Genomic DNA, 22,024 nt, shown 5'->3' on the forward strand with positions numbered 1-22,024 from the left:
GAGCGTGACGCTGAGCAAGTAGTGAACATTGCTAAGGGTGGTTACATCCTGAAAGAATGCGCAGGCAAGCCAGAGCTTATCCTTATCGCAACCGGCTCTGAAGTTGAGCTAGCGGTTAACGCTGCGGCTGAACTAGCTGCTGAAGGCAAGCAAGTACGTGTTGTTTCAATGCCATCAACGGATGCATTCGACAAGCAAGATGCAGCTTACCGTGAAGCGGTTCTGCCATCTGACGTGACGGCACGTATCGCGGTAGAAGCAGGTATTGCTGATTTCTGGTACAAGTACGTTGGTTTCGACGGCCGTATCATCGGTATGACCACCTTCGGTGAATCTGCACCAGCTGGTGAACTATTCAAGATGTTCGGCTTCACAACTGAAAACGTTGTGAACACAGCGAAAGAGCTTTTAGCTTAATTGTTAATTGCTTTGAAAGCCGGGTCCTTGTGACTCGGCTTTTTTGTTTTTACCCGATACGATGAACTAGATGCGATTTATAAATCTATCAGGTAGTATTTGTGACACGAAAAAGATGTAGAGCGATGGAATCATGCTAAAAGTTGCGATCAACGGATTTGGACGTATTGGACGTAATGTTTTGCGGGCAGTATATGAAAGTGGCAAAAGCCAAGATATCAAGGTGGTAGCCGTTAATGAGCTGGCGCAGCCCGATGCGATGGCACACTTGCTTCAATACGATACTAGCCACGGTCGATTTGGTAAGAAGATTACTAACGATCAGGAGCATATTTACGTTCACCATGAGAGCGGAGAATTTGATTCCATCCGTATTCTTCATCTGGCAGAAATCGATCTTCTACCATGGCGAGATCTGGAAGTGGATCTGGTGTTGGACTGTACCGGTGTGTTTGGCTCTCAAGCTGATGGTCAAGAACACATCAAAGCGGGAGCGAAGAAAGTCCTGTTTTCTCACCCGGGCGCCAGCGATCTCGACAATACCATTATCTACGGCGTTAACCACGATACACTAACAGCAGATCACAATGTGGTATCCAATGGTTCGTGTACGACCAATTGTATCGTCCCTATTATCAAAGCTCTTGATGAAGCCTTTGGTATCGATTCAGGTACTATCACTACTATCCATTCTTCGATGAATGATCAGCAGGTCATCGACGCCTACCATTCTGATCTCAGACGTACTCGTGCAGCCAGCCAATCGATCATACCTGTAGACACTAAGTTGCATAAGGGAATTGAAAGAATCTTCCCGAAATTTTCTAACAAATTTGAAGCGATTTCAGTACGAGTGCCTACTGTAAACGTCACAGCCATGGATTTAAGCGTCACAATTAATACAAATGTGAAAGTTAATGACGTAAATCAAACCATTGTTAACGCTTCTCAGTGTACATTACAGGGCATTGTTGACTATACTGAAGCTCCGCTCGTTTCCATCGATTTTAATCATGATCCTCATAGTGCGATCGTCGATGGCACGCAAACCCGAGTTAGTAATGGCCATTTGGTTAAGATGTTGGTTTGGTGTGATAACGAATGGGGATTTGCGAATCGTATGTTAGATACGGCACTCGCAATGCAAGCCGCTCCCCGTCAAGTTTGACGCTGCAATGCCACTTTTTAGAGGAAATGCAGATTAGCGGTGATGGAGAAATGTTTATTTCTAGCCTTGAAATAAATAATGATAAACTCCATATCTAAATCAGTTTGAAGAATTATTGGGCTTGGCAGGGTCGCCGGGTCTTAAAAACTTTACTTTTTGAATATTTGAGAGGACACATCATGTCTGTAATCAAGATGACTGACCTGGATCTAGCAGGTAAACGTGTATTTATCCGTGCGGACCTAAACGTACCTGTAAAAGAAGGCAAAGTAACTTCTGATGCACGTATCCTAGCATCTCTACCAACTATCAAGCACTGCCTAGAAGCTGGTGCTAAAGTTATGGTTACTTCTCACCTAGGTCGTCCTACTGAAGGTGAATACGCAGAAGAGTTCTCTCTACAACCTGTTGTTAACTACCTAAACGACGCCCTAGATTGCGAAGTTAAACTAGCTAAAGATTACCTAGATGGCCTAGAGCTAAACACAGGTGAGCTAGTTGTTCTTGAAAACGTTCGGTTTAACAAAGGCGAGAAGAAGAATGAAGAAGAGCTATCTAAGAAATACGCTGCACTTTGTGACATCTTCGTAATGGATGCATTTGGTACGGCTCACCGTGCACAAGCATCTACTCACGGTGTTGGTATGAACGCGCCAGTAGCGTGTGCTGGCCCTCTACTAGCAGCTGAACTGGAAGCACTAGGTAAAGCAATGGACAACCCAGAGCGTCCACTAGTTGCTATCGTTGGTGGTTCTAAAGTTTCTACTAAGCTAACGGTTCTAGAGTCTCTATCTAAAGTTGCTGACCAACTTGTTGTTGGTGGTGGTATCGCGAACACATTTATCGCTGCAGATGGCCACAACGTAGGTAAGTCTCTATACGAAGCAGACCTAGTTGAAACGGCTCAAAAGCTAATGAAAGAGTGCTCTATCCCAGTTGCGACTGACGTTGCATGTGCCAAAGCATTCGATGAAAACGCAGAAGCTGAAATCAAGCACGTTTCAGAAGTGGCTGACGATGACATGATCTTCGACCTTGGTCCAGAATCAACAGCGGCTCTAGCTGAAATCATCGGCAACGCGAAAACTATCCTATGGAACGGTCCTGTAGGTGTATTTGAGTTCAAGAACTTCGAAGCGGGTACAAAAGGTATCTCTGAAGCAATCGCTCAGTCTGCAGGTTTCTCTGTAGCAGGTGGCGGTGACACGCTAGCAGCTATCGATAAGTTTGGTATTAAAGCTGACGTATCTTACATCTCTACTGGTGGCGGTGCATTCCTTGAATTCGTGGAAGGTAAAGTACTACCAGCAGTTGCGATGCTTGAAGAGCGCGCTAAGTAATTAAACGAAAGCGGGGAATGATTCTCCCGCTTTGTTGTTTGCTGCAAGTCACATTGTTCTTTGCTAGAATGACGCACGTTGTGAGCAAACGTTTGCAAGAATTTAAACTTAACAAGTTTTATTTTTAAAACGACAGATAAATAGGATTACATCCATGTCTAAGATCTTCGATTTCGTAAAACCAGGTGTTATCTCTGGTGATGACGTACAGAAAGTTTTTGAAGTAGCAAAAGAGAACAACTTTGCTCTTCCGGCAGTAAACGTTGTAGGTACTGACTCAGTAAACGCAGTACTTGAAGCAGCAGCTAAAGTGAAAGCTCCAGTTGTTGTTCAGTTCTCTAACGGTGGCGCAGCTTTCTTCGCTGGTAAAGGCATTAAACTTGAAGGTCAAGGTGCACAAATCCTTGGCGCTGTAGCAGGTGCTAAATACGTTCACGCAGTTGCTGAATCTTACGGTGTTCCAGTAATCCTACACACTGACCACGCAGCTAAGAAACTACTACCATGGATCGACGGTCTTCTAGACGCTGGTGAAGAGTTCTTCGCACAAACTGGTAAGCCACTATTCTCTTCTCACATGATCGACCTTTCAGAAGAGTCTCTAGAAGAAAACATCGAAATCTGTGCTAAGTACCTTGAGCGCATGGCTAAGATGGACATGACTCTAGAAATCGAACTAGGTTGTACTGGTGGTGAAGAAGACGGCGTTGATAACTCTGACATGGACGCTTCTGAGCTTTACACTTCACCTGAAGATGTTGCTTACGCATACGAGAAACTAAACGCTGTTTCACATCGTTTCACTATCGCAGCTTCTTTCGGTAACGTACACGGTGTATACAAGCCAGGTAACGTAGTTCTAACTCCAACAATCCTACGTGATTCTCAAGCATACTGTGCTGAGAAGTTCGGTATCGCTCCTAACGCTCTAAACTTCGTATTCCACGGTGGTTCAGGTTCTACTGAAGCTGAAATCCAAGAGTCTATCGGCTACGGTGTTATCAAGATGAACATCGATACTGATACTCAGTGGGCAACTTGGGATGGTATCCGTAAGTATGAAGCTGAGAACCATGATTACCTACAAGGTCAAATCGGTAACCCAACTGGTGAAGATGCGCCAAACAAGAAGTACTACGACCCACGTGTATGGCTACGTGCAGGTCAGTCTTCAATGGTAACTCGCCTAGAGAAAGCGTTCGCTGACCTAAACGCAGTAGACGTTCTATAATTCTCCGGAATTCAGTACTCTGTTAAGTTTGCAAAACCCGCTCAATAAGCGGGTTTTTTTGTGCCTGGTGTATTTGTTTTATGAATGGGCTATTCCTCACCTAAAAGGGTGGCGAAAATGAAAACCATTGCGTAATCTGTAACGAGCCGATATCAGTTTTTTCTGATAACTCTTTGTTTTTGTGTTCTTTGCATAAACGTCACTTTATGAATCGTCAAAATTGATATATCGTGCCAAAAATCTGACATAGTTTCAGGTTATCTATGGAGACGACATCGTCTATCAATCATAAAAAAGTCGTGTGATTTATAGGATCGCCACACATTTTAGAGGGTATACATTATGGCAGGAGAGTCGGTGGAGATTGAAACTCCATTAGTGGATGGCCTAGCGCAGGCTGAATCGTGGATTACCAATAATTCTGATTTGTTGATCCAGTATGGTGTGAATGTCCTTTCAGCCATTCTAATTCTATTCATCGGTAACATCTTCGTTAAGATGGTGGCGAACAGTGTTGCCAAGATGCTGAAAAAGAAAAATATGGATAAAGCGGTTATTGAGTTTATCCATGGTTTAGTACGCTACTTATTGTTTGTGATTGTACTGATTGCGGCATTGAGCCGGATTGGGGTGCAAACCGCGTCTGTTGTGGCTGTTATCGGTGCGGCAGGCTTAGCGGTTGGTTTAGCGTTGCAAGGGTCACTGTCAAACTTTGCAGCGGGCGTGCTGATTGTTGCTTTCCGTCCGTTTAAATCTGGCGATTACGTCGAAATTGGTGGCGTAGCAGGCAGTGTGGAGTCTATCCAAATCTTCCAAACGGTTCTGACGACTCCGGATAACAAGATGGTTGTCGTGCCAAATGGTAGCGTTATCGGCGGCCCTATCACGAATTATTCTCGTCATGAAACTCGTCGCATCGATTTGATGATTGGTGTGTCTTACAGTGCGGATCTGCAGAAAACCAAAGCGCTTTTAACCAAGATCTGTGAATCTGATGAGCGTATCCTTAAAGATCCAGCTGTTCAGGTCGGCGTGCATACGCTGGCAGATTCTTCAGTTAATTTTGTAGTTCGCCCGTGGGTTAAGACATCTGATTACTGGGGAGTGTACTTCGATCTAATGCAAGCGATTAAAGAAGGCTTAGATAATGAAGGCATTGAAATTCCGTTCCCGCAAATGGATGTTCACCTCAACAAGGTTGAATCCTGATCGGAAAAGCGAGGCCTAGCCTCGCTTTTTTACATCTCAATTACCGAGTTGGGAATAGCTTGCAATAGTTTGGGCAAGGAAGAGCCTGCAATGCCTATGGTCAGTTCAGGGTGACCGGGTGTGTAGAGGATTTCCGAATGCTGGTATAAGGTACTATCCACGACAATCTCAATATGTTCAGGTATACCGAAAGGACAAACAGCGCCTGGAACACAGCCTAATAGCGCTATCATTTCTTCATCGCTGCAAATGGAAGGTCGTTTCCCCAGCACTTGCTTCATGGCCTTACTATCAAGGCGTGCATCTTTGTGGGTCAGATACAGCGCATGCCCACCCCCTTTCAATTTCAGAAACAGACTCTTGCTATGGGTACCTGTCCAACCAAGTTGTTCAGCGACACGCACATCAGTGGCGAAATCGAGAATGGGCTCATGGCGCCATTCTTCAAAACTCACTTCAAGCTGTTGAAGAAGGTCTAGGTTGTACTGATAGATTTGCTCTAGTTGTTCCATGTAATTATCCGTGTTTATTTACCAGTTCGCTTATTAGCATCAAGGCAATCGTGAACATCATTATAGCGACCGCAATATCAATCCCTTGTTTTACTCTTGGTCTTGATAAGGTTGGACCAAGCTTCGCAGCACCGATCGACAAGGTGTAGAACCAAACAAAAGAGGCCATGATCGTACCTAATGCAAACGAAATTCGATCTTGTCCTTCAAACTGTCCGCCAATGGAGCCGAGGATCACCACAGTATCAAGGTAGAGGTGAGGGTTAAGCACGGTAACTGCCAGAGCCCCGAGAATCACAGCTCGACGACCACGTTCTACGACTTGACGCTTGGACTCAGACGCCTTATTCGTTTGCACGGCGCTTTTGAGTGACAGTAAGCCATAGAAGGTCAGAAAGGCAATACCGCCTAAAGTGACAACCGTGAGCAGGGTTTCATTTTGTGACAAGACTGCACCACCACCAAATATGCCTAGCGAGATAAAAATGACATCGAGAACGCTACAGATGGTGGCGGTCGTCAAGTGATGGTTTCTCTTAATACCTTGGTTGAGAACATAGGCATTTTGCGCCCCAATCGGAATAATCATGCTGGCACCCAGCCCAAAGCCCTGTAATAACACCCATAGATTCACGTTTTTCTCTCCAGTGAATTGCGAATATGAGCGTTGAGAATAGAGTCAGTATCTTGATAAGTATAATTAATGATTTTAATCTATTATCAGTTTTGCTTATTTTGGTGGCGCTATGCGTGGGTTGGATTACAAATGGATAGAGGCTTTGGAGTCAGTCGTGACTCAAGGCAGCTTTGAACGTGCAGCTGAGGCGCTCTACATCTCGCAGTCTGCGGTTTCGCAACGTATAAAGCAGTTGGAAAAGTTTCTCGCTCAGCCCGTGCTTGTTCGCGAGCAACCACCTAGAGCGACCATGGTGGGTAAAAAGCTGCTGGGCCTTTACCACAGGGTGCAATTACTAGAAAGTGAGCTGGTGCCTGAATTAACCAATAGTGATTCAGAGCGCCCGCTGGCGATTTCTATCGCCACCAATGCCGATAGCTTGGCGACTTGGCTGTTGCCCTCCTTACAGCAGGTACTGACAACACGGAACATTGAGCTGAGACTGGCGGTACTGAATGAAGTCAGGGCAATAGAGAAGCTCAAAAGTGGCGAGGTGACCGGTGCGATTAGCCTAGAATCTCGGCCTATTCCCGGCTGTCAGGCGGACTATTTAGGAAGAGTTGACTATGTTTGCGTGGCAAACCTGCAATTCGTCGAGCGTTATTTCCCCAATGGCGTGAACTATGAATCTCTACTTCAGGCCCCAGCAGTGGCGTACGATCAGCATGACGATCAACATCAGCTGTTTTTAAAAGAGCATTTTAATATCTTGCCAGATAATGTCCGGACTCACCGCGTCGCCAGTTCTGAAGCGTTTGTCAAAATGGCTCTAGCAGGAGTCGCGTATTGTTTGATCCCAAGCTTTCAGATTCAAAAAGAGTTAGCGCAAGGGAGTTTAGTCGACATCTTGCCCGGGTTCTTGAGCTCATACCGCATCTATTGGCATCACTGGCAACTCGAATCGGGCGTATTGGAAGAAGTGACTCAATCCATTGTTAATTATGCGAGAAATGTGCTGTCGAGCTAGCACTTGGTTAAAGTTCTGTCAGAACATCGAACTAGACTCCTCATGCAGCATCTAAACGCTATGATGTATGTGATTAGTTAAATAAGGTGAACAATAATGAAGATAGTTTCTAGCCTGGCAATTGCCGTTTCAGGCCTGGTCAGTATTGGTGCATACGCTGATACGCCTAGCTTCCCACACCTAGCTACGACCGGATATGGTGAAGTTGTCGCAAAGCCTGATATGGCGAAGTTTACGGTTCGTGTAGTCGAAACCACCATGACGGCAGAACAAGCCAAGCAGACAGTCGACAAAGTAGTGACAGACTTTCTGACTGAACTGAAAGAGCAGGGAATGAGTGCTGACAACATCACTAGTTCCAATCTTTATATCTCTCCTCAATACCATTACCCGAAAAATGGTAAACCTGAGCTAGTGGGTTACCGTGCTTCTCGCACCGTTAATGTTACTGTCGATGAATTGGCGAACTTGAATCAGTATCTGGATATTGCACTGAATTCGGGCATCAACCAGGTCGAAAACATTCAGCTTAAAGTGAAAGATCAGGCTAAATATCAGGAGCAAGCACGCCAAGCTGCCATCAAGGATGCCAATAGTAAAGCAGAGTCACTAGCCTCTGGTTTTGGTAAAGACATCAATGGTGTCTGGAGAATTGATTACAATATGCCGAGCAGCCAACCGGTACTGATGCGTTCAATGGCGATGGATGCAAAAACGGAATCCAACACCTATCAGGACTCGACAATCGTGATACGTGATCGAGTTGACGTCATTTACCAGTTAGATTAACCATAAAGAGCGCCTTTTTTAGTTGTAACTAAGGCGTTTTTATAAAATTATCAATTGCCCCTAGGGTTATTCTTAACCACTTTTTTATTCGGTGATATACTGCCCCGCCTTCGATTTGGGAGCCGTGGCAGTGAGACAACGAAAAAACATCTTTTGGCACTTGTGTATTACCACAGTGGTGTTGGTGTCGATCGCGTTTGCTTACTATGCTCAGCAGTACCAGAACCTTGAAGAAGAAACGGTAGAGTCAACGGCCAAGCAGGCCATGCATCAACTCGCTTACAGTGAACGTGAATACCAGAGTGTTCGTAGCCAGCTTGTTTCTATCATCGAATTACTTTCCCACAGCCGAAGCCTTTACGATTATATTCTTTCTCCCAGCGCTGAAAATCGTGAGGTTGTTGAGGAAGTGTGGTCTTCAATGGCCATCAATCAGAAATGGTATAGCCAGATTCGCTTTATTGATAACGCGGGTAAAGAACAGTTGCGTCTCAACTATCTGCTGAGTGGTAATCGTGTTCAGATGGCAGAACAATTGCAGGATAAATCTCATCGCGGCTATTTCCGCTACGCCAAACTGCTTCGAGATGAACAAATCGGTGCGTGGGGTATAGATCTTGAAATGGAAAACGGTGAGCTGGTATTTCCATATAAACCTGCACTGCGCTTAATTACTCCCGTTGAAGTACAAGGCCAGCGTGCCGGTTATTTAATACTCAATATTGATATTTGGTATCTGACCTCCTGTCTTAATTATTCCCCCGACAAATCATTTCGCCCAGAATTGGTTGGTGAAACGGGCTTTTACATGATCAGTGATGATCCGAGTAAATTGTTTGGCCACCTGCTAGCGAGCCGCAGCCAACATAACCTAGCGCGCTACTACCCAGAAACTTGGCAGATCATGCAAGATCAGAAGTCGGGCTACCATTTAGAAAAAGATCATCTGATTGTGTTCAATCAGATCTATATGGAAGGTCGGCAAAAGCTCTATTTGGTTATCGATCTTAGTCAGGAAGAACTGAAAGTACGTTCTGAGCGAGATTATCAAATACTACTTAAAGAAGCTTCAATCGTCTTACTGATGGTACTAGCTTTCACCGTTCCAGCGACTAGCGGGGTTGTGTACTACCGCAAGCGAAGTTTAGAGAGTCAACTTGCAAGAGCAGCGTTAAGCGGTATGTCCGCGGTGGTTATTTCGGATAAAAAGCATCAAGCAGTTTTAGTAAATGATGAGTTTGAGAGACTCACTGGTTATCGCCAGAAAGACATTGCATCTCAGAACATGATCAAAGCATTGGTGGGCGAAGAACAGTTTGCGACGACCTTACAACTGTTTGAGGCTCTGTCGTCCAATCAGATCTGGGAAGGTGAGATAACCATCCATAATCAGAAAACTCACACTAAGGTCACCGCGATTATGCGTGTGCAATGCGTGTTGGCTAAGGGGCGGAAAGTCAGTTATTACATCACGTCGCTGGTGGATATCTCTGAACGTAAAGAGCTGGAAGAGCGACTGAGAATTTTAAGTGAAAAAGATGAGCTGACGCAGTTGTGGAACCGACGCAAGTTTGAACTGGAACTGCGCTACAGTGCTAAATTGAGTGGGCGTTATCCTGAGAGGCATGACACTTGCCTTGCGCTGCTTGATATTGATTTCTTCAAGCGGGTAAATGATGAACTGGGTCATGATGAAGGTGACAGAGTTATTAGTCGAGTAGGTGCCATTATTACTGAGGCGTTGCGCGAGACAGATTTTATCGCCCGTATTGGTGGTGAGGAGTTTGCGATTATTATGCCGCACACCAGTATTGAAGAAGCAGAACAAGCGCTAAATCGGGTGCGAATCGCGGTTGAAATGGCAGCGGATGTTCCTATTACGGTGAGTGTGGGCTTGACCGATTTAACTTCGAATAGCACGCGTTGCTACAAGTGTGCAGACATTGCCTTGTACGAGTCGAAAACGTTGGGACGCAACCGAGTCTCGGTTTGTCAGAGTTGTGATGAAATTGCCTAAAAAAATCGAGCCTAAGCTCGATTTTTTTATGTATCTATTTATGCGGCCTGCTCAATGGTGATTTGGATTTGTTCCATCGAGCGATGCAGATGACGATCAAACTCTTCGGCTGCTTCGTCGGTGTCTTTCGCCAGGACCAGCTTCATGATCTTCTCATATTCATCAATTTCAAATTGGCGTGGGTCTAAGCCGTTGTGTCTTGCAAAATAGCGATAGCGTTTGATTTGATTGATCAAATCAGTGAAGAATTCAAACATATTCCTAGAGTTAGAACCTTCTAATAGTGCGATGTGGAATTGGTGCTGGCGCTCTTCCCACTCTTTCCAGTCAAAATTGTCGTTAGTCAGGTTGATACGTGACAGTTTGTGGAATGAGGTGAGTACTTCCAACTCCCAATCTTCGCCGCCAGATTTGATCGACTTTTTTAGTAGTACGGCTGCAACAGTACGTAAGCTCTCATAGAGATCTTCCAGTTCTTCGACGCATACTGGGGATACCCAACAGCCTTTTTGTGGTTCTAAACTGACATACTTCGTCCATGAGAGTTGCACTAGTGCTTCTCTGATTGGTGAGGCCCCTACGTGGTATCGGCTTTTTAGATCTGCAACTACTAGCTTTTGACTCGGTTTGAGCTCTCCGCTTAAGATGTCTTGGTAGATCATTTTCGAGACTTTGTCAGTCAACGTTGGGCTAGACACTATCCTTTCCTCATATGCATAAATACAGCGTTATATAAAACGGGCGTGAATTTAATGGTACGCAATACTTTGGTTGATAATACAGCGTACCAAATAGTGAGACAAGAGGAAGGGATAAAAAAAGAGGGCTGAAGCCCTCTTTAAAAAGTGAATATTTATTCGGTTCTTATAGAACGTGAACAGAAGCTGTGTTTGTTGTACCAGAAGCGACTAGAGCGCCAGATACCATAACAACGATGTCACCTTTGTTGCCTAGACCAGATTCAAGTGCTAGCTCTTTACCTAGTACGTAGAATGCGTCAGTGCTGTCGATTGAATCAACCAACACAGGGCGAACACCTTTTGTTAGCACAAGCTGAGCTGCTGTTTTTGCATTGTTAGTCAGTGCAAGGATGTTTGCTGTTGGGAAGTACTTACGTACTGAACGAGCTGATTTACCACCTTCAGTTGCAACAACGATCAGTGGAGCCGCTAGTTTTTCAGCTGTGTCTACAGCACCTTTACATACTGCTTCTGTGATACGTAGACGAGGGCTGTCTAGGCGAGAACCTAGTTCAGCTTTTAGTGCTGCATCTGTGCGGTTTGCGATTTGAGCCATGATAGTTACCGCTTCAACTGGGTACTTACCTTTAGCTGTTTCACCAGAAAGCATTACAGCATCAGTACCGTCCATCACTGCGTTCGCAACGTCACCAGCTTCTGCACGAGTAGGACGTGGGTTGTTGATCATAGAATCAAGCATTTGAGTTGCTGTGATAACCATCTTACGTGCACGGTTACATTTCTCGATCATCATCTTCTGAGCGAAGATAACTTCTTCCGCTGGGATTTCAACACCTAGGTCACCACGAGCAACCATGATACCGTCAGACAGCTCTAGGATCTCATCGAAGTTATCAACACCTTCTTGGTTTTCGATCTTAGAGATGATGTGGATGTTTTCACCGCCGTTAGCCGCAAGTACTTCGCGAATTTCTTTCACGTCAGATGCTTTACGGATGAAAGAGGCTGCAACGAAGTCAACGCCTTGCTCACAACCAAACTTAAGGTCGTTCTTATCTTTTTCGGATAGAGCAGGTAGGTTTACTGAAACGCCAGGTAGGTTAACACCTTTGTTTTCGCCTAGTGCGCCGTTGTTCAGTACCTTACATTTCACTTCAGTTTCTGAAGTAGCAAGTACTTCCATTTCGATCAGACCGTCGTCCACTAGGATAGTGTTACCAACGTTAAGGTCTGCTGCGAAACCTGCGTAAGTTACCGCTACTTTGTCTTTGTCGCCCACAACTGAAGTGTCAGTTGTGAAAGTGAACTCCTGACCAGCAACCAGATCAACATCGTCGCCATTTTCTAGCTTGATAGTACGGATCTCTGGACCTTTAGTATCTAAAAGGATAGCCAGTTGCTTACCAGACTCTTCCATTACTTTACGGAAGTTCGCAATACGAGTGCCGTGCTCTTGGTAGTCACCGTGAGAGAAGTTTAGGCGCATTACGTTCATGCCTGCATTTACGAGTTCAGTTAGCTTCTCTACAGATTCAGTTTTAGGGCCAATCGTACATACGATTTTGGTCTTTTTCATGGAAGATATTCTCCGGTCAATAATAGTTACAATCTGAAAGTCATTTATCTCGCTGAAGTCGAGGGTTCCCGCCTGGCATTTCGTGCCTTCTATATACAAGAGAACATCAATGTTGTCGTCGACTTCAGAACTGAAAGTCTTTCAACAAGTTTAGTCATTTTATGACCAAACTGTCTGGATAATACTCAGCATTTCTGTGACTAACCTAGGATATATGCGGTTAGTTGCAAAAAAATAACGGTCAATTCTGTAATTTTTTTTCTTTTCGGTGGCGAATTCTACCACTGATTCACGCCAATATCACTGTTTAAGAATTGTCTTAGGACAAGGTTTTGCCGCTATTTTTTATTTTTTGGTTCGAAATAAATGGACTTTAAAGTTTCGGTTTGACTATAATTTCTTTCACAACGAAACTTATTGAATGAAATTAAGATGTCGAAACGAAACACGCAACTAAGAAGACACGCAATTTCTAATTTGGTAAATGAAAAAGGTGAGGTCAGTGTTGAGGCTTTGTCTCTCCAATTTGAGACTTCTGAAGTCACAATTCGAAAGGATCTCGCCTCTTTGGAGAAAAATGGCCAATTATTGCGTCGCTATGGTGGTGCTATCGCATTACCAAAAGAAGTCGTCAGCGATGAATTGAGCGAAAATGTTTCGATTCGTAAGAATGAACTCGCCCAAGCGGCCGCCAAGCTGATCCGCGAGCACAATCGCATTGTGATCGACAGTGGCAGCACAACCGCTTCATTGATCAAGCAACTGGATGGTATGCGTGGTTTGGTTGTGATGACCAACTCACTCAATGTGGCGAACGCGCTTAATGAGCTTGAAAGTGAGCCTACGTTATTGATGACGGGCGGGACTTGGGATGCTCATTCTGAGTCTTTTCAAGGACAAGTGGCTGAGTCGGTACTACGCTCATATGACTTTGACCAGCTATTTATTGGTGCTGATGGCGTTGACTTAGAGCGAGGTACGACAACATTTAATGAATTGGTCGGCCTAAGTAAAGTGATGGCTGAAGTGTCACGTGAAGTCATTGTGATGGTCGAATCTGAAAAAATTGGTCGTAAGATTCCAAATCTCGAACTGGCTTGGAGTTCCATCGATATCTTAATTACTAACAAAGACTTGAATCCTGAGCTCAAACAGCAAATTGAATCTCATGATGTGAAAGTTATTTGCGTATAAAGCTATTTAAAACAATGTAATCAATTTAATCCCGTCAATTTGGCTTTTTTGCTTGCTGTCTAGATTGCGTACCTCGGATGAGGAAGGGATACCAAAACGGAGATACAAATATGTGTGGAATCGTCGGTGCAGTAGCACAACGAGATGTGGCTGAAATTCTGGTGGAAGGCTTACGCCGCCTTGAATACCGTGGTTATGACTCTGCAGGTGTTGCTGTAGTTGATGGTGATTCTAATCTGACTCGCCTTCGTCGTCTGGGTAAAGTTCAGGAACTGGCGGACGCTGTGGACGCAGCAGAAGTGGTCGGTGGGACAGGTATCGCACACACGCGTTGGGCAACCCACGGTGAGCCTTCAGAGGCTAACGCGCACCCGCACATGTCAGGTGATATTGCTGTTGTGCATAATGGCATCATTGAAAATCACGAAGAGCTGCGTGAGCTGCTAAAGTCTCGTGGCTATGTATTTGACTCCCAAACGGACACTGAAGTCATTGCTCATATGGTTGAGTGGGAGCTACGCACTGCTGACTCATTACTTGAGGCGGTTCAGAAAACAGCCAAGCAACTTGAAGGCGCTTACGGTACAGTTGCTGTTGATCGCAAAGATCCTTCACGCATTGTTGTTGCTCGCTCTGGAAGCCCGATCGTTATTGGTTTCGGTGTCGGTGAAAACTTCCTCGCTTCAGATCAGCTTGCATTGCTAAATGTGACCCGTCGCTTTATGTACCTGGAAGAAGGCGATGTGGCTGAAATTACTCGTCGTGAAGTGAACGTGTTTGATCTTTCTGGTGAACGTGTTGAGCGTGAAATCATTGAGTCAAATGCAGAGCACGATGCGGGTGATAAAGGTAAGTACCGTCACTTCATGCAAAAAGAAATCTACGAACAACCAACGGCTTTAATTAACACAATGGAAGGACGCCTAACATCGGATTCAGTCGTCACCGAAGCTATTGGTGTTAATGCGGCAGAAATCTTGAGTAAAGTAGAGCATGTACAGATCGTCGCCTGCGGCACGTCCTATAATGCGGGAATGACTGCGCGCTACTGGTTTGAAGATATTGCAGGCGTGAGTTGTGATGTGGAAATTGCGTCTGAGTTCCGATACCGCAAATTTGTGACTCGTCCAAATAGCCTGCTGATCACTTTATCTCAATCAGGTGAAACGGCTGATACTTTGGCAGCGCTTCGCCTTGCTAAAGAGAAAGGCTACATGGCGGCAATGACGATTTGTAACGTTGCAGGCTCTTCGTTAGTTCGTGAGTCTGATTTTGCTTTCATGACACGTGCTGGCGTCGAAATCGGCGTTGCATCAACTAAAGCCTTCACAACTCAGCTTTCAGCACTGCTAATGCTAGTGACGGCACTTGGTAAGCAGCAAAACCGTGTAAGCAAAGAGAAAGAAAAAGAGATCGTTGAAGCACTGCATACATTGCCAAAACAGATCAACTCTGCACTATCGTTTGAGAAAGATATTGAAGCCCTAGCGGAAGATTTTGCTGATAAACACCACACCTTGTTCCTTGGCCGCGGTGAATTTTACCCGATTGCTATGGAAGCTTCGTTGAAGCTGAAAGAGATATCTTACATTCACGCAGAAGCTTATGCTGCGGGTGAATTGAAGCATGGTCCTCTTGCGCTGATTGATGCTGATATGCCAGTGGTTGTCGTCGCACCGAGTAATGAACTGCTTGAAAAACTTAAGTCGAACATTGAAGAAGTGCGTGCGCGTGGTGGCTTGCTGTATGTCTTCGCTGATGCAGAGGCGGGCTTTGAAGCTGATGAAACCATGAAGATCATCACGATGCCTCACGTAAGTGATATCACTGCACCTATCTACTATACGATTCCGATGCAGCTACTGTCTTACTATGTTGCACTCATCAAAGGTACGGACGTAGATCAGCCACGTAACTTAGCCAAAGCGGTAACGGTAGAGTAACTTCAGTTAGACAAATGAAAACCGGGGCATTGCCTCGGTTTTTTAGTTTTAATCTGTTTACATGTTATCCAGCAATGGAATCACTTCGTCCAGTTGATTTAAGACGGTTATCTTGCTTTTCAACTCACGAAGAGGTGGCAGAAGATCAGGAATCATCACCGCGTGGCACTCTGCTGCTAAGGCAGCTTTGATTCCGTTGTTCGAATCTTCCAATACTAGGCATTGTTTTGCATCAACCTCTAGCTGGCGATAAGCCATCTTATAACAGTCGGGATTAGGTTTGCCGAGCGTGACATCTTCAGCGCTAATAATGAGATCAAATTGCGCTAAATAGTTACTTGTCCGAAAGTTATGTTCGACATCTGAACGTTGCGAAGAGGTAACGATAGCCGTGAGTAGACCGCGTTGTTTTATAGCAGTAAGGAGTGCTTCAAAGCCTGGTTTGAGAGGAATACCGTGAGATCTCAGGTTATGGTAGTGCTGGTCTCGAATACTTCGATAGCGATGTATATCTATAGCGCTTTGAAAGTAGTCTACAAGCTGTTGTTCGCATTCCGGATCTTGTACACCAATAAACTGCTGATAAAAGTCATCAGGTATTGATAGCCCTTGCTCCAGAGCCGCGAATTGCCAGCTTTGTTTATAAATAGACTCACTGTCAAAAATAAGGCCATCCATATCGAAGAGTACAGCTTTGAGCATATGAGATTCTTTCTATAGTGTGGGTCTCACGGAATGATTAGAATGGGCTCTCTTTACCTAGTTCATTGCATATTTCAACGATTGCGAGAGAGAGCCCAGACTTGATTATTTGTTGCTGGCGTTTCAGTTGTAATTGATAAAACTCGAGATCGATATCATCATCCGGTTCCATGACTTCCATATGTACCATGCCCATTTTTTTGACCAGATTAAGCTTCTTTATAGGGTCTAAGATATTGGGGTCGGTAAACTCATAATCGGTCACATCGCTGTTTAAGATGTTTTTGATTTTGATGATATCTTCGATGTCGTGATAAACATCGTTGGGTAGTACCCCTAAACCAAACAAGAGTTTAAGACGCACTGATAAGTCACCCAGTGGGCCTGAATCATGAAGCAGTGGACCGACAACAGATTGAACCGCAAAGTTATCTTTCTGGAAAATGCGCTGCATCAACGCATCAATCGAGTCATTAAACACATCAACAGCAGCAATAAAAAAGCCGCGAACCGAAGGTGCGTTGTTTAATCGCTCTATAATGTCGGTTTCATTTATTTTGTCTGCCATATACTGAACTAAATATCGTTTAATAAGGGGAGGATAGCTCCCCTACATGTTGTTATAAGGTGTTGAAAATCGACTCAATTTGAGCAACTTCTTCACTGTCTTCACTCAAGCCTGTGTAGCAAGCGAGGGTTTTACTCACACCATTCTCTATTAGTGAGTTTTGTAGCTCGATAGCCTGAGGGTCTTCACTACAGCGGTATTTTAATGCGGCTGCAATTCCTTTTAAAAGTGTTCTGTTTTCAGTGCCATACTCGATTGTACCGAGTAATGGTTTGATTAATCTATCGTTTACTCCCAATTTGCGAATGGGTTGGCGACCAACACGATCGACTTCATCAACAAGATAAGGGTTAGCAAATCGACTGAGAATTTTATCTATGTATGCCGCGTGCAATTGGCGGTCAAAACCATAACGTTGAATCAGAACTTCTCCACTTTCTTCCATTGCTTGTCTTACATCGGTTTGTATCTCAGGATCTTCTATCGCCTGACGAATCGTTTGATGACCTTTTAAACAGCCCAGATAGGCGGTGATGCAGTGCCCCGTGTTTAGGGTGAACAGCTTACGTTCTACAAAAGCCATTAAATTATCGGTCTTCTCCATCCCATTAATGTCTGGGATTTCACCTTTGAACTGTTGTTGGTCCACAATCCATTCGCTGAAGCTCTCTACCGTGACTTCCAGTGGGTCATCATTCGCGGCTTCTGCTGGTGGGACAATACGATCAACTGCCGAATCTACAAAACCTACAAGTAGGTCGGCTTTAGGATGCAATGAACTCTCTAGATGCTTGTACACTTCACCTTTCAAGTGAGTGGTGCCACGAACCATATTTTCACAAGCAATAATGTTGAGAGGTGCGTTGTTTCCTGCCGAAAATCTTTTGGCAATACCTGTAGCTATTGTCTTCGCGATAATGTCGAGAACATTTGGACCAACTGCTGTGGTGACCAAATCTGTTTTCACAATTCGGTCAATCACATCTTCGCTAGCGGAGTTTACAGCGGTGACGTGGCTAACTGTATCAATCTGACATTGAGTACCAACGACTTTAACTTTGTATTCCTGCTTGTGGCTAAGTTGATCGACAAGTGGGGCATCAACGTCTGCGAATGTGACGTTTACTTCTGCGTCCGCTAAGAGTTTTCCGATGAATCCTCTGCCAATATTACCTGCGCCAAAATGAACAGCATTCTTCATAATTTACCTACCAATTTCAATTGAATAAAACTAACGACTCTAGGGTGAGGTCAACCGTATAGGGGGCAGTTGACCTCGTTTGCTCTCAGGAGCAAAGTTGTTAAAGAGGTGATTAAGCGGCTTGCGGATTACCAAGGATGCTGAGAATTTCCGCAACATCTTTGGTACTCGTTAGCTTATCAATGGCCTCTGGCTCGTCGAGTGCGTTAGTAATGGTGGTAATGACCTGAATGTGTTCGTCATTTTTGGCGGCTATGCCAATGACAAGCTTGGCTACATCGTCTTGATCGTCGGTAAACTGGATGCCAGATGGGTACTGACAAATAACTATGCCGGTCTTCTTAACTTTATCCTTGGCTTCAATGGTGCCGTGTGGAACTGCGATAGATTCACCTAAGTAGGTCGGAACGAGTTTTTCTCGCTCAAACATTGCGTCTACGTATTCAGGTTCGGCGTAGCCCATCTCGACCAGTTTATTGCCAGCAAAGCGAATAGCTTCTTCTTTGTTCGTCGCGTTCAGCCCTAAATGAATGTTTTCTGGGGTGATTTGGAAAACGGATTTTGGCTGAGGTTCAAATGTGTCATCATTGGCTGCCATCAGAGAAACTTTGACTGCTTGCTCGTCATTCGCAGCTTGGCTTTTCTGCGCTGCAAGTAGCTTAGTGACCAGTTGGTTGTACATTTCGCTATCTAAGAAATTAGTCAGCGAAATATGCTGAGCGTCAGGCGCATGCTTGCGAGCACGATCCGTTAAATCTTTATGAGTAATCACGATATCGGCACTCTCTGTTAAGTTGTTGATCGCAAGATTGTTTACGCTGATACTTAGACCTGCATCTTGTACCTTTTTACGTAGCATACTGGCACCCATTGCGCTGGAACCCATCCCCGCATCACAGGCTACGATAATGCTTTTAACATCCGCTAAGTCTATGTTGCCTTTGTTTTGAGCACTTACTGCACTGTTTGACTTGGTGGCCGACTTCATGTCTTTCATTTGTGATGTTGCTTTTTCAAGTGCAGCTTCATCCCCATCTTCTTCTGAAGTGGATTGGGTTTTCATCAGCAAAGCAGCAACCGTAAACGAAACACCTGTTGCAGCAGCAATAGACGCAAGAACCCCGACAATAGATGCTTTTTGAGTCATGAGTAAGATAGCGAAAATTGAACCTGGTGATGCTGGAGAAACAATACCCGCGTTAAACATGACGAGAACAAATACGCCTGTCATACCACCCGCGATTGCCGCAAGGATCAAGCGTGGATTCATCAGAATATATGGGAAGTAGATTTCGTGAATGCCACCGAAGAAGTGGATGATAGAAGCCCCACCTGCGGTTTGACGAGCCGTTCCTTTACCAAACACCATGTAAGCTAAGAGGATGCCCAGCCCCGGCCCTGGGTTTGCTTCAATAAGAAAGAAGATCGATTGACCCATTTCTGAAGCTTGTTGGATCCCGAGTGGAGAAAATATACCGTGGTTGATCGCGTTGTTTAGGAACAGGATCTTAGCAGGTTCTACAAAAATAGAGGTTAAAGGAAGTAGGTGTGCTGAAACTAGGAAATTAACCCCAGCGGCGAGACCACCAGAAAGTACTTTAACAAATGGTCCAATGAACATGAACGCAAGCATTGCGCCAAGCATACCAATAATGCCTGCTGAGAAGTTGTTGACCAACATCTCAAAGCCACTTTTCACTTTGCCGTCGATGTAGTTATCGAATTTTTTGATTGCCCATCCACCTAGCGGACCGACCATCATGGCACCCATGAACATAGGTATATCGGTACCCACAATCACACCCATAGTGGTGATTGCACCGACAACCGCACCGCGTTCGCCACCGACAAGTTTACCGCCGGTATAACCGATTAACAGTGGTAATAGGTAGGTAATCATTGGGCCGACCATAGACGCTAACGTCTCGTTGGGTAGCCAGCCTGTTGGAATGAATAGAGCAGTAATAAAACCCCACGCGATAAACGCGCCGATATTGGGCATTACCATATTAGACAGAAAACGACCAAAATTTTGTATCTTGATCTTAGCGTCTGGTGATATCATGACAGTTCCCCGTTCGATGTTCTGATGAATATTGTAGTAGTACGGTTCGCCAAAACCGCTTGATTGCTTAGTACCCAATCAATTTACCACACAAATTCATTTTGGAACTGACGACGGGTTTTTTGTGACATCATGCAAACAATCCTACCAATAACGCTTTCTTATGGCGATCTCTATCAAGTAATTGGCGTGTAATTTTCATACAAATTGTCAATAATTCATATGTCAATAAAAATCACATGATCATAATCACGTTTTATTATTTTTTATTGGTTAGGTTTGTGTGACCTGGGTCACCAATTATTGGAATTTAATTATCGAGTATTATATTTTTGTGATCTATATCTGATTGATAGGGTGGGTGATCTTTACTTTTAATGTGATAAAGATCTCATTGTTGCTTTGGTGAAATAAAGCAACAGTAAGTTCTAGAGGAAAACGGCAGGTTTTTGATGTGCTTTCAAATGGGTGGCAAGCACATTTTACCACCCATAAAAGGCTTAATTGCTATCTAGATAAGCTTTGGAAGAAATATTGGTCCAAGCACGCACCTTAGTCAGGTACTGTTTCTGAGAGCTGATGATCTCCTTTGCTAGTTCATCTTTGTTCGCTAGCTCTTCTAACAGTTCTTGAGTCGCGGTTTGCATTGCGCTGAGCACTTCCGGTGGAAAATCTCGAACTTTAATGTTGGGATATTCAGCGCTCATGCTCGCCCAGCTGTTGGCATTAGCATCGAGTGCCTGTGTGTACATATCAAATGCCGCTACCCTGAATGCTGTTTCTAGGATCGATTGAAGATCTTTAGGTAGTCTGTCCCACGTTTTTTTATTGACTAGGAATTGAGTTTCAGAGCCAGGCTCGTGCCACGCTGTGTAATAGTAGGGGGCGATTTTTTGAAAGCCCATACGCAAATCGAAAGCAGGGCCTACCCATTCAAGCGCATCAATTGTGCCTCGTTCAAGTGAGGTATACAGTTCGCCAGGAGCTATGTTGGTTGGTTTTGCTCCAACCTTGGCCATCACTTCACCGGCAAATCCAGGAATGCGAATTTTTAAACCTTTTAGGTCTTCAACGGAATTGATCTCTTTTTTAAACCAGCCGCCCATCTGAATATCGGAGTTGCCACCAGGGAAGGAAAGTAAGTTATGCGGTGCATAGACTTTTTCCATCAACTCCATACCACCACCACGATAAAACCAAGCGTATTGCTCGGTCGTGATCATCCCGAAGGGCATGGAAGAGAAATACAGTGTGTTAGGTACTTTACCTTTCCAATAATACGAACTGGAGTGCCCAAGGTCGTACTGACCTGACTTGACCATATCGAAAATGCCCAATGGCGCTTTGTGTTTATTGGCAGAGTCTATGCGAATCTTAAGGCGTCCGTTAGACATCTCCTCTGCTAACTGAGCCATGTTCTTCGTGGCATCACCTAGAATTGGAGTATTTGGCCCCCAAGTTTCAGCTAGCTTGAGTCGATAGACTTTTTCTGCGGCGAAACTGGTGACAGACGCTAAACCTAATAGCAACGCGATGGCGCCAGTAACTGTAGAGCGAATGGTTTTATGAGATGGCATCATGATGGAGGTTACTTCCTTGTTATTGTGATTATCGTTACCCCTAGATTTCAGTTAGATGATAGTTCCGTCAATGGATTTTTGATTGGTATAATCTTGGTCAATCGATATAAAAGTCGGCTTTTTAGCAGCTATGAAAGATTGTTGCTTTGTTACTGAGTTACGGTGTGA

At 44.5% G+C, this 22,024-nt stretch carries 19 protein-coding genes; 10 read left to right on the forward strand and 9 right to left on the reverse strand.

Features of this window, described 5'->3' with window-relative positions; genetic code table 11:
- From IX95_RS21680 to mscS, 5 genes are all read left to right on the forward strand, one after another.
- Positions 1-417, forward strand: a 417-nt coding sequence (locus IX95_RS21680; RefSeq protein ID WP_038163978.1) for a transketolase-like TK C-terminal-containing protein, incomplete at its 5' end; no start/stop codon positions are given.
- A 133-nt stretch (positions 418-550) separates the two neighbouring features.
- The gene (gene epd / locus IX95_RS21685; RefSeq protein ID WP_006958238.1) at positions 551-1,585 is read left to right on the forward strand and encodes an erythrose-4-phosphate dehydrogenase; all 1,035 of its coding nucleotides are present in this window, start codon (positions 551-553) and stop codon (positions 1,583-1,585) included.
- 179 nt (positions 1,586-1,764) lie between these two features.
- On the forward strand, positions 1,765-2,925 hold the full coding sequence (locus IX95_RS21690; RefSeq protein ID WP_038163979.1) for a phosphoglycerate kinase: 1,161 nt from the start codon (positions 1,765-1,767) through the stop codon (positions 2,923-2,925).
- Positions 2,926-3,079: 154 nt separating this feature from the next.
- Positions 3,080-4,156, forward strand: coding sequence for a class II fructose-bisphosphate aldolase (fbaA, locus tag IX95_RS21695; RefSeq protein WP_019277480.1), 1,077 nt, complete (start codon positions 3,080-3,082; stop codon positions 4,154-4,156).
- A 342-nt stretch (positions 4,157-4,498) separates the two neighbouring features.
- Positions 4,499-5,365 carry a small-conductance mechanosensitive channel MscS gene (mscS, locus tag IX95_RS21700; RefSeq protein ID WP_021456715.1) on the forward strand — a complete coding sequence of 289 codons (867 nt, stop codon included), beginning with the start codon at positions 4,499-4,501 and terminating at the stop codon, positions 5,363-5,365.
- A gap of 29 nt (positions 5,366-5,394) precedes the next feature.
- On the opposite strand, the gene IX95_RS21705 is transcribed toward mscS, so the two are convergent.
- Both IX95_RS21705 and IX95_RS21710 read right to left on the reverse strand, forming a co-directional pair.
- Positions 5,395-5,877: a YbaK/EbsC family protein gene (locus tag IX95_RS21705; RefSeq protein WP_038163982.1), complete on the reverse strand. Its 483-nt coding sequence runs from the start codon at positions 5,875-5,877 to the stop codon at positions 5,395-5,397.
- Between the two features lie 4 nt (positions 5,878-5,881).
- Positions 5,882-6,511: a LysE/ArgO family amino acid transporter gene (locus IX95_RS21710; protein WP_038163984.1), complete on the reverse strand. Its 630-nt coding sequence runs from the start codon at positions 6,509-6,511 to the stop codon at positions 5,882-5,884.
- Between the two features lie 112 nt (positions 6,512-6,623).
- Here IX95_RS21710 and IX95_RS21715 point away from each other — a divergent pair, with 112 nt between their 5' ends.
- From IX95_RS21715 to IX95_RS21725, 3 genes are all read left to right on the forward strand, one after another.
- Complete coding sequence (locus tag IX95_RS21715) at positions 6,624-7,520, forward strand: LysR family transcriptional regulator ArgP (protein ID WP_038163986.1); 897 nt, start codon at positions 6,624-6,626, stop codon at positions 7,518-7,520.
- Positions 7,521-7,616: 96 nt separating this feature from the next.
- Positions 7,617-8,309 carry an oxidative stress defense protein gene (locus tag IX95_RS21720; protein WP_019277484.1) on the forward strand — a complete coding sequence of 231 codons (693 nt, stop codon included), beginning with the start codon at positions 7,617-7,619 and terminating at the stop codon, positions 8,307-8,309.
- A 130-nt stretch (positions 8,310-8,439) separates the two neighbouring features.
- Positions 8,440-10,326 (forward strand): sensor domain-containing diguanylate cyclase, encoded by a 1,887-nt coding sequence (locus tag IX95_RS21725; protein WP_038163989.1) that lies wholly within the window; start codon positions 8,440-8,442, stop codon positions 10,324-10,326.
- A 38-nt stretch (positions 10,327-10,364) separates the two neighbouring features.
- Here the strand turns inward: IX95_RS21725 and IX95_RS21730 are convergent, their stop codons facing one another.
- Together IX95_RS21730 and pykF are read right to left on the reverse strand one after the other, a co-directional pair.
- On the reverse strand, positions 10,365-11,024 hold the full coding sequence (locus tag IX95_RS21730; protein WP_021456707.1) for a GntR family transcriptional regulator: 660 nt from the start codon (positions 11,022-11,024) through the stop codon (positions 10,365-10,367).
- A gap of 166 nt (positions 11,025-11,190) precedes the next feature.
- Positions 11,191-12,603 (reverse strand): pyruvate kinase PykF, encoded by a 1,413-nt coding sequence (gene pykF / locus IX95_RS21735; RefSeq protein WP_006958219.1) that lies wholly within the window; start codon positions 12,601-12,603, stop codon positions 11,191-11,193.
- 432 nt (positions 12,604-13,035) lie between these two features.
- On the opposite strand from pykF, the gene IX95_RS21740 reads away from it, so the two are divergent.
- Positions 13,036-13,797 carry a DeoR/GlpR family DNA-binding transcription regulator gene (locus tag IX95_RS21740; protein WP_038163992.1) on the forward strand — a complete coding sequence of 254 codons (762 nt, stop codon included), beginning with the start codon at positions 13,036-13,038 and terminating at the stop codon, positions 13,795-13,797.
- A 110-nt stretch (positions 13,798-13,907) separates the two neighbouring features.
- On the forward strand, positions 13,908-15,740 hold the full coding sequence (glmS, locus tag IX95_RS21745; RefSeq protein WP_038163994.1) for a glutamine--fructose-6-phosphate transaminase (isomerizing): 1,833 nt from the start codon (positions 13,908-13,910) through the stop codon (positions 15,738-15,740).
- 57 nt (positions 15,741-15,797) lie between these two features.
- Here the strand turns inward: glmS and IX95_RS21750 are convergent, their stop codons facing one another.
- The 5 genes from IX95_RS21750 to IX95_RS21770 all read right to left on the reverse strand — a co-directional run bounded on the left by IX95_RS21750 (position 15,798) and on the right by IX95_RS21770 (position 21,853).
- Complete coding sequence (locus IX95_RS21750; RefSeq protein ID WP_038163997.1) at positions 15,798-16,442, reverse strand: HAD family hydrolase; 645 nt, start codon at positions 16,440-16,442, stop codon at positions 15,798-15,800.
- Positions 16,443-16,479: 37 nt separating this feature from the next.
- A complete protein-coding gene (locus IX95_RS21755; RefSeq protein WP_006958215.1) occupies positions 16,480-17,010 on the reverse strand; it encodes an MltR family transcriptional regulator in 531 nt (176 codons plus the stop codon).
- 52 nt (positions 17,011-17,062) lie between these two features.
- Positions 17,063-18,211: a mannitol-1-phosphate 5-dehydrogenase gene (locus tag IX95_RS21760; protein ID WP_038163999.1), complete on the reverse strand. Its 1,149-nt coding sequence runs from the start codon at positions 18,209-18,211 to the stop codon at positions 17,063-17,065.
- Between the two features lie 112 nt (positions 18,212-18,323).
- Complete coding sequence (locus IX95_RS21765; RefSeq protein WP_038164001.1) at positions 18,324-20,276, reverse strand: PTS mannitol transporter subunit IICBA; 1,953 nt, start codon at positions 20,274-20,276, stop codon at positions 18,324-18,326.
- Between the two features lie 500 nt (positions 20,277-20,776).
- Positions 20,777-21,853, reverse strand: a complete 1,077-nt coding sequence (locus IX95_RS21770) for a TRAP transporter substrate-binding protein (RefSeq protein WP_413788328.1) — start codon at positions 21,851-21,853, stop codon at positions 20,777-20,779.
- Between the last annotated feature and the right edge of the window lie 171 nt (positions 21,854-22,024).

Source organism: Vibrio sp. B183, from assembly GCF_000740665.1.
In the GTDB taxonomy this organism is placed as follows: Bacteria; Pseudomonadota; Gammaproteobacteria; order Enterobacterales; family Vibrionaceae; genus Vibrio; species Vibrio coralliilyticus.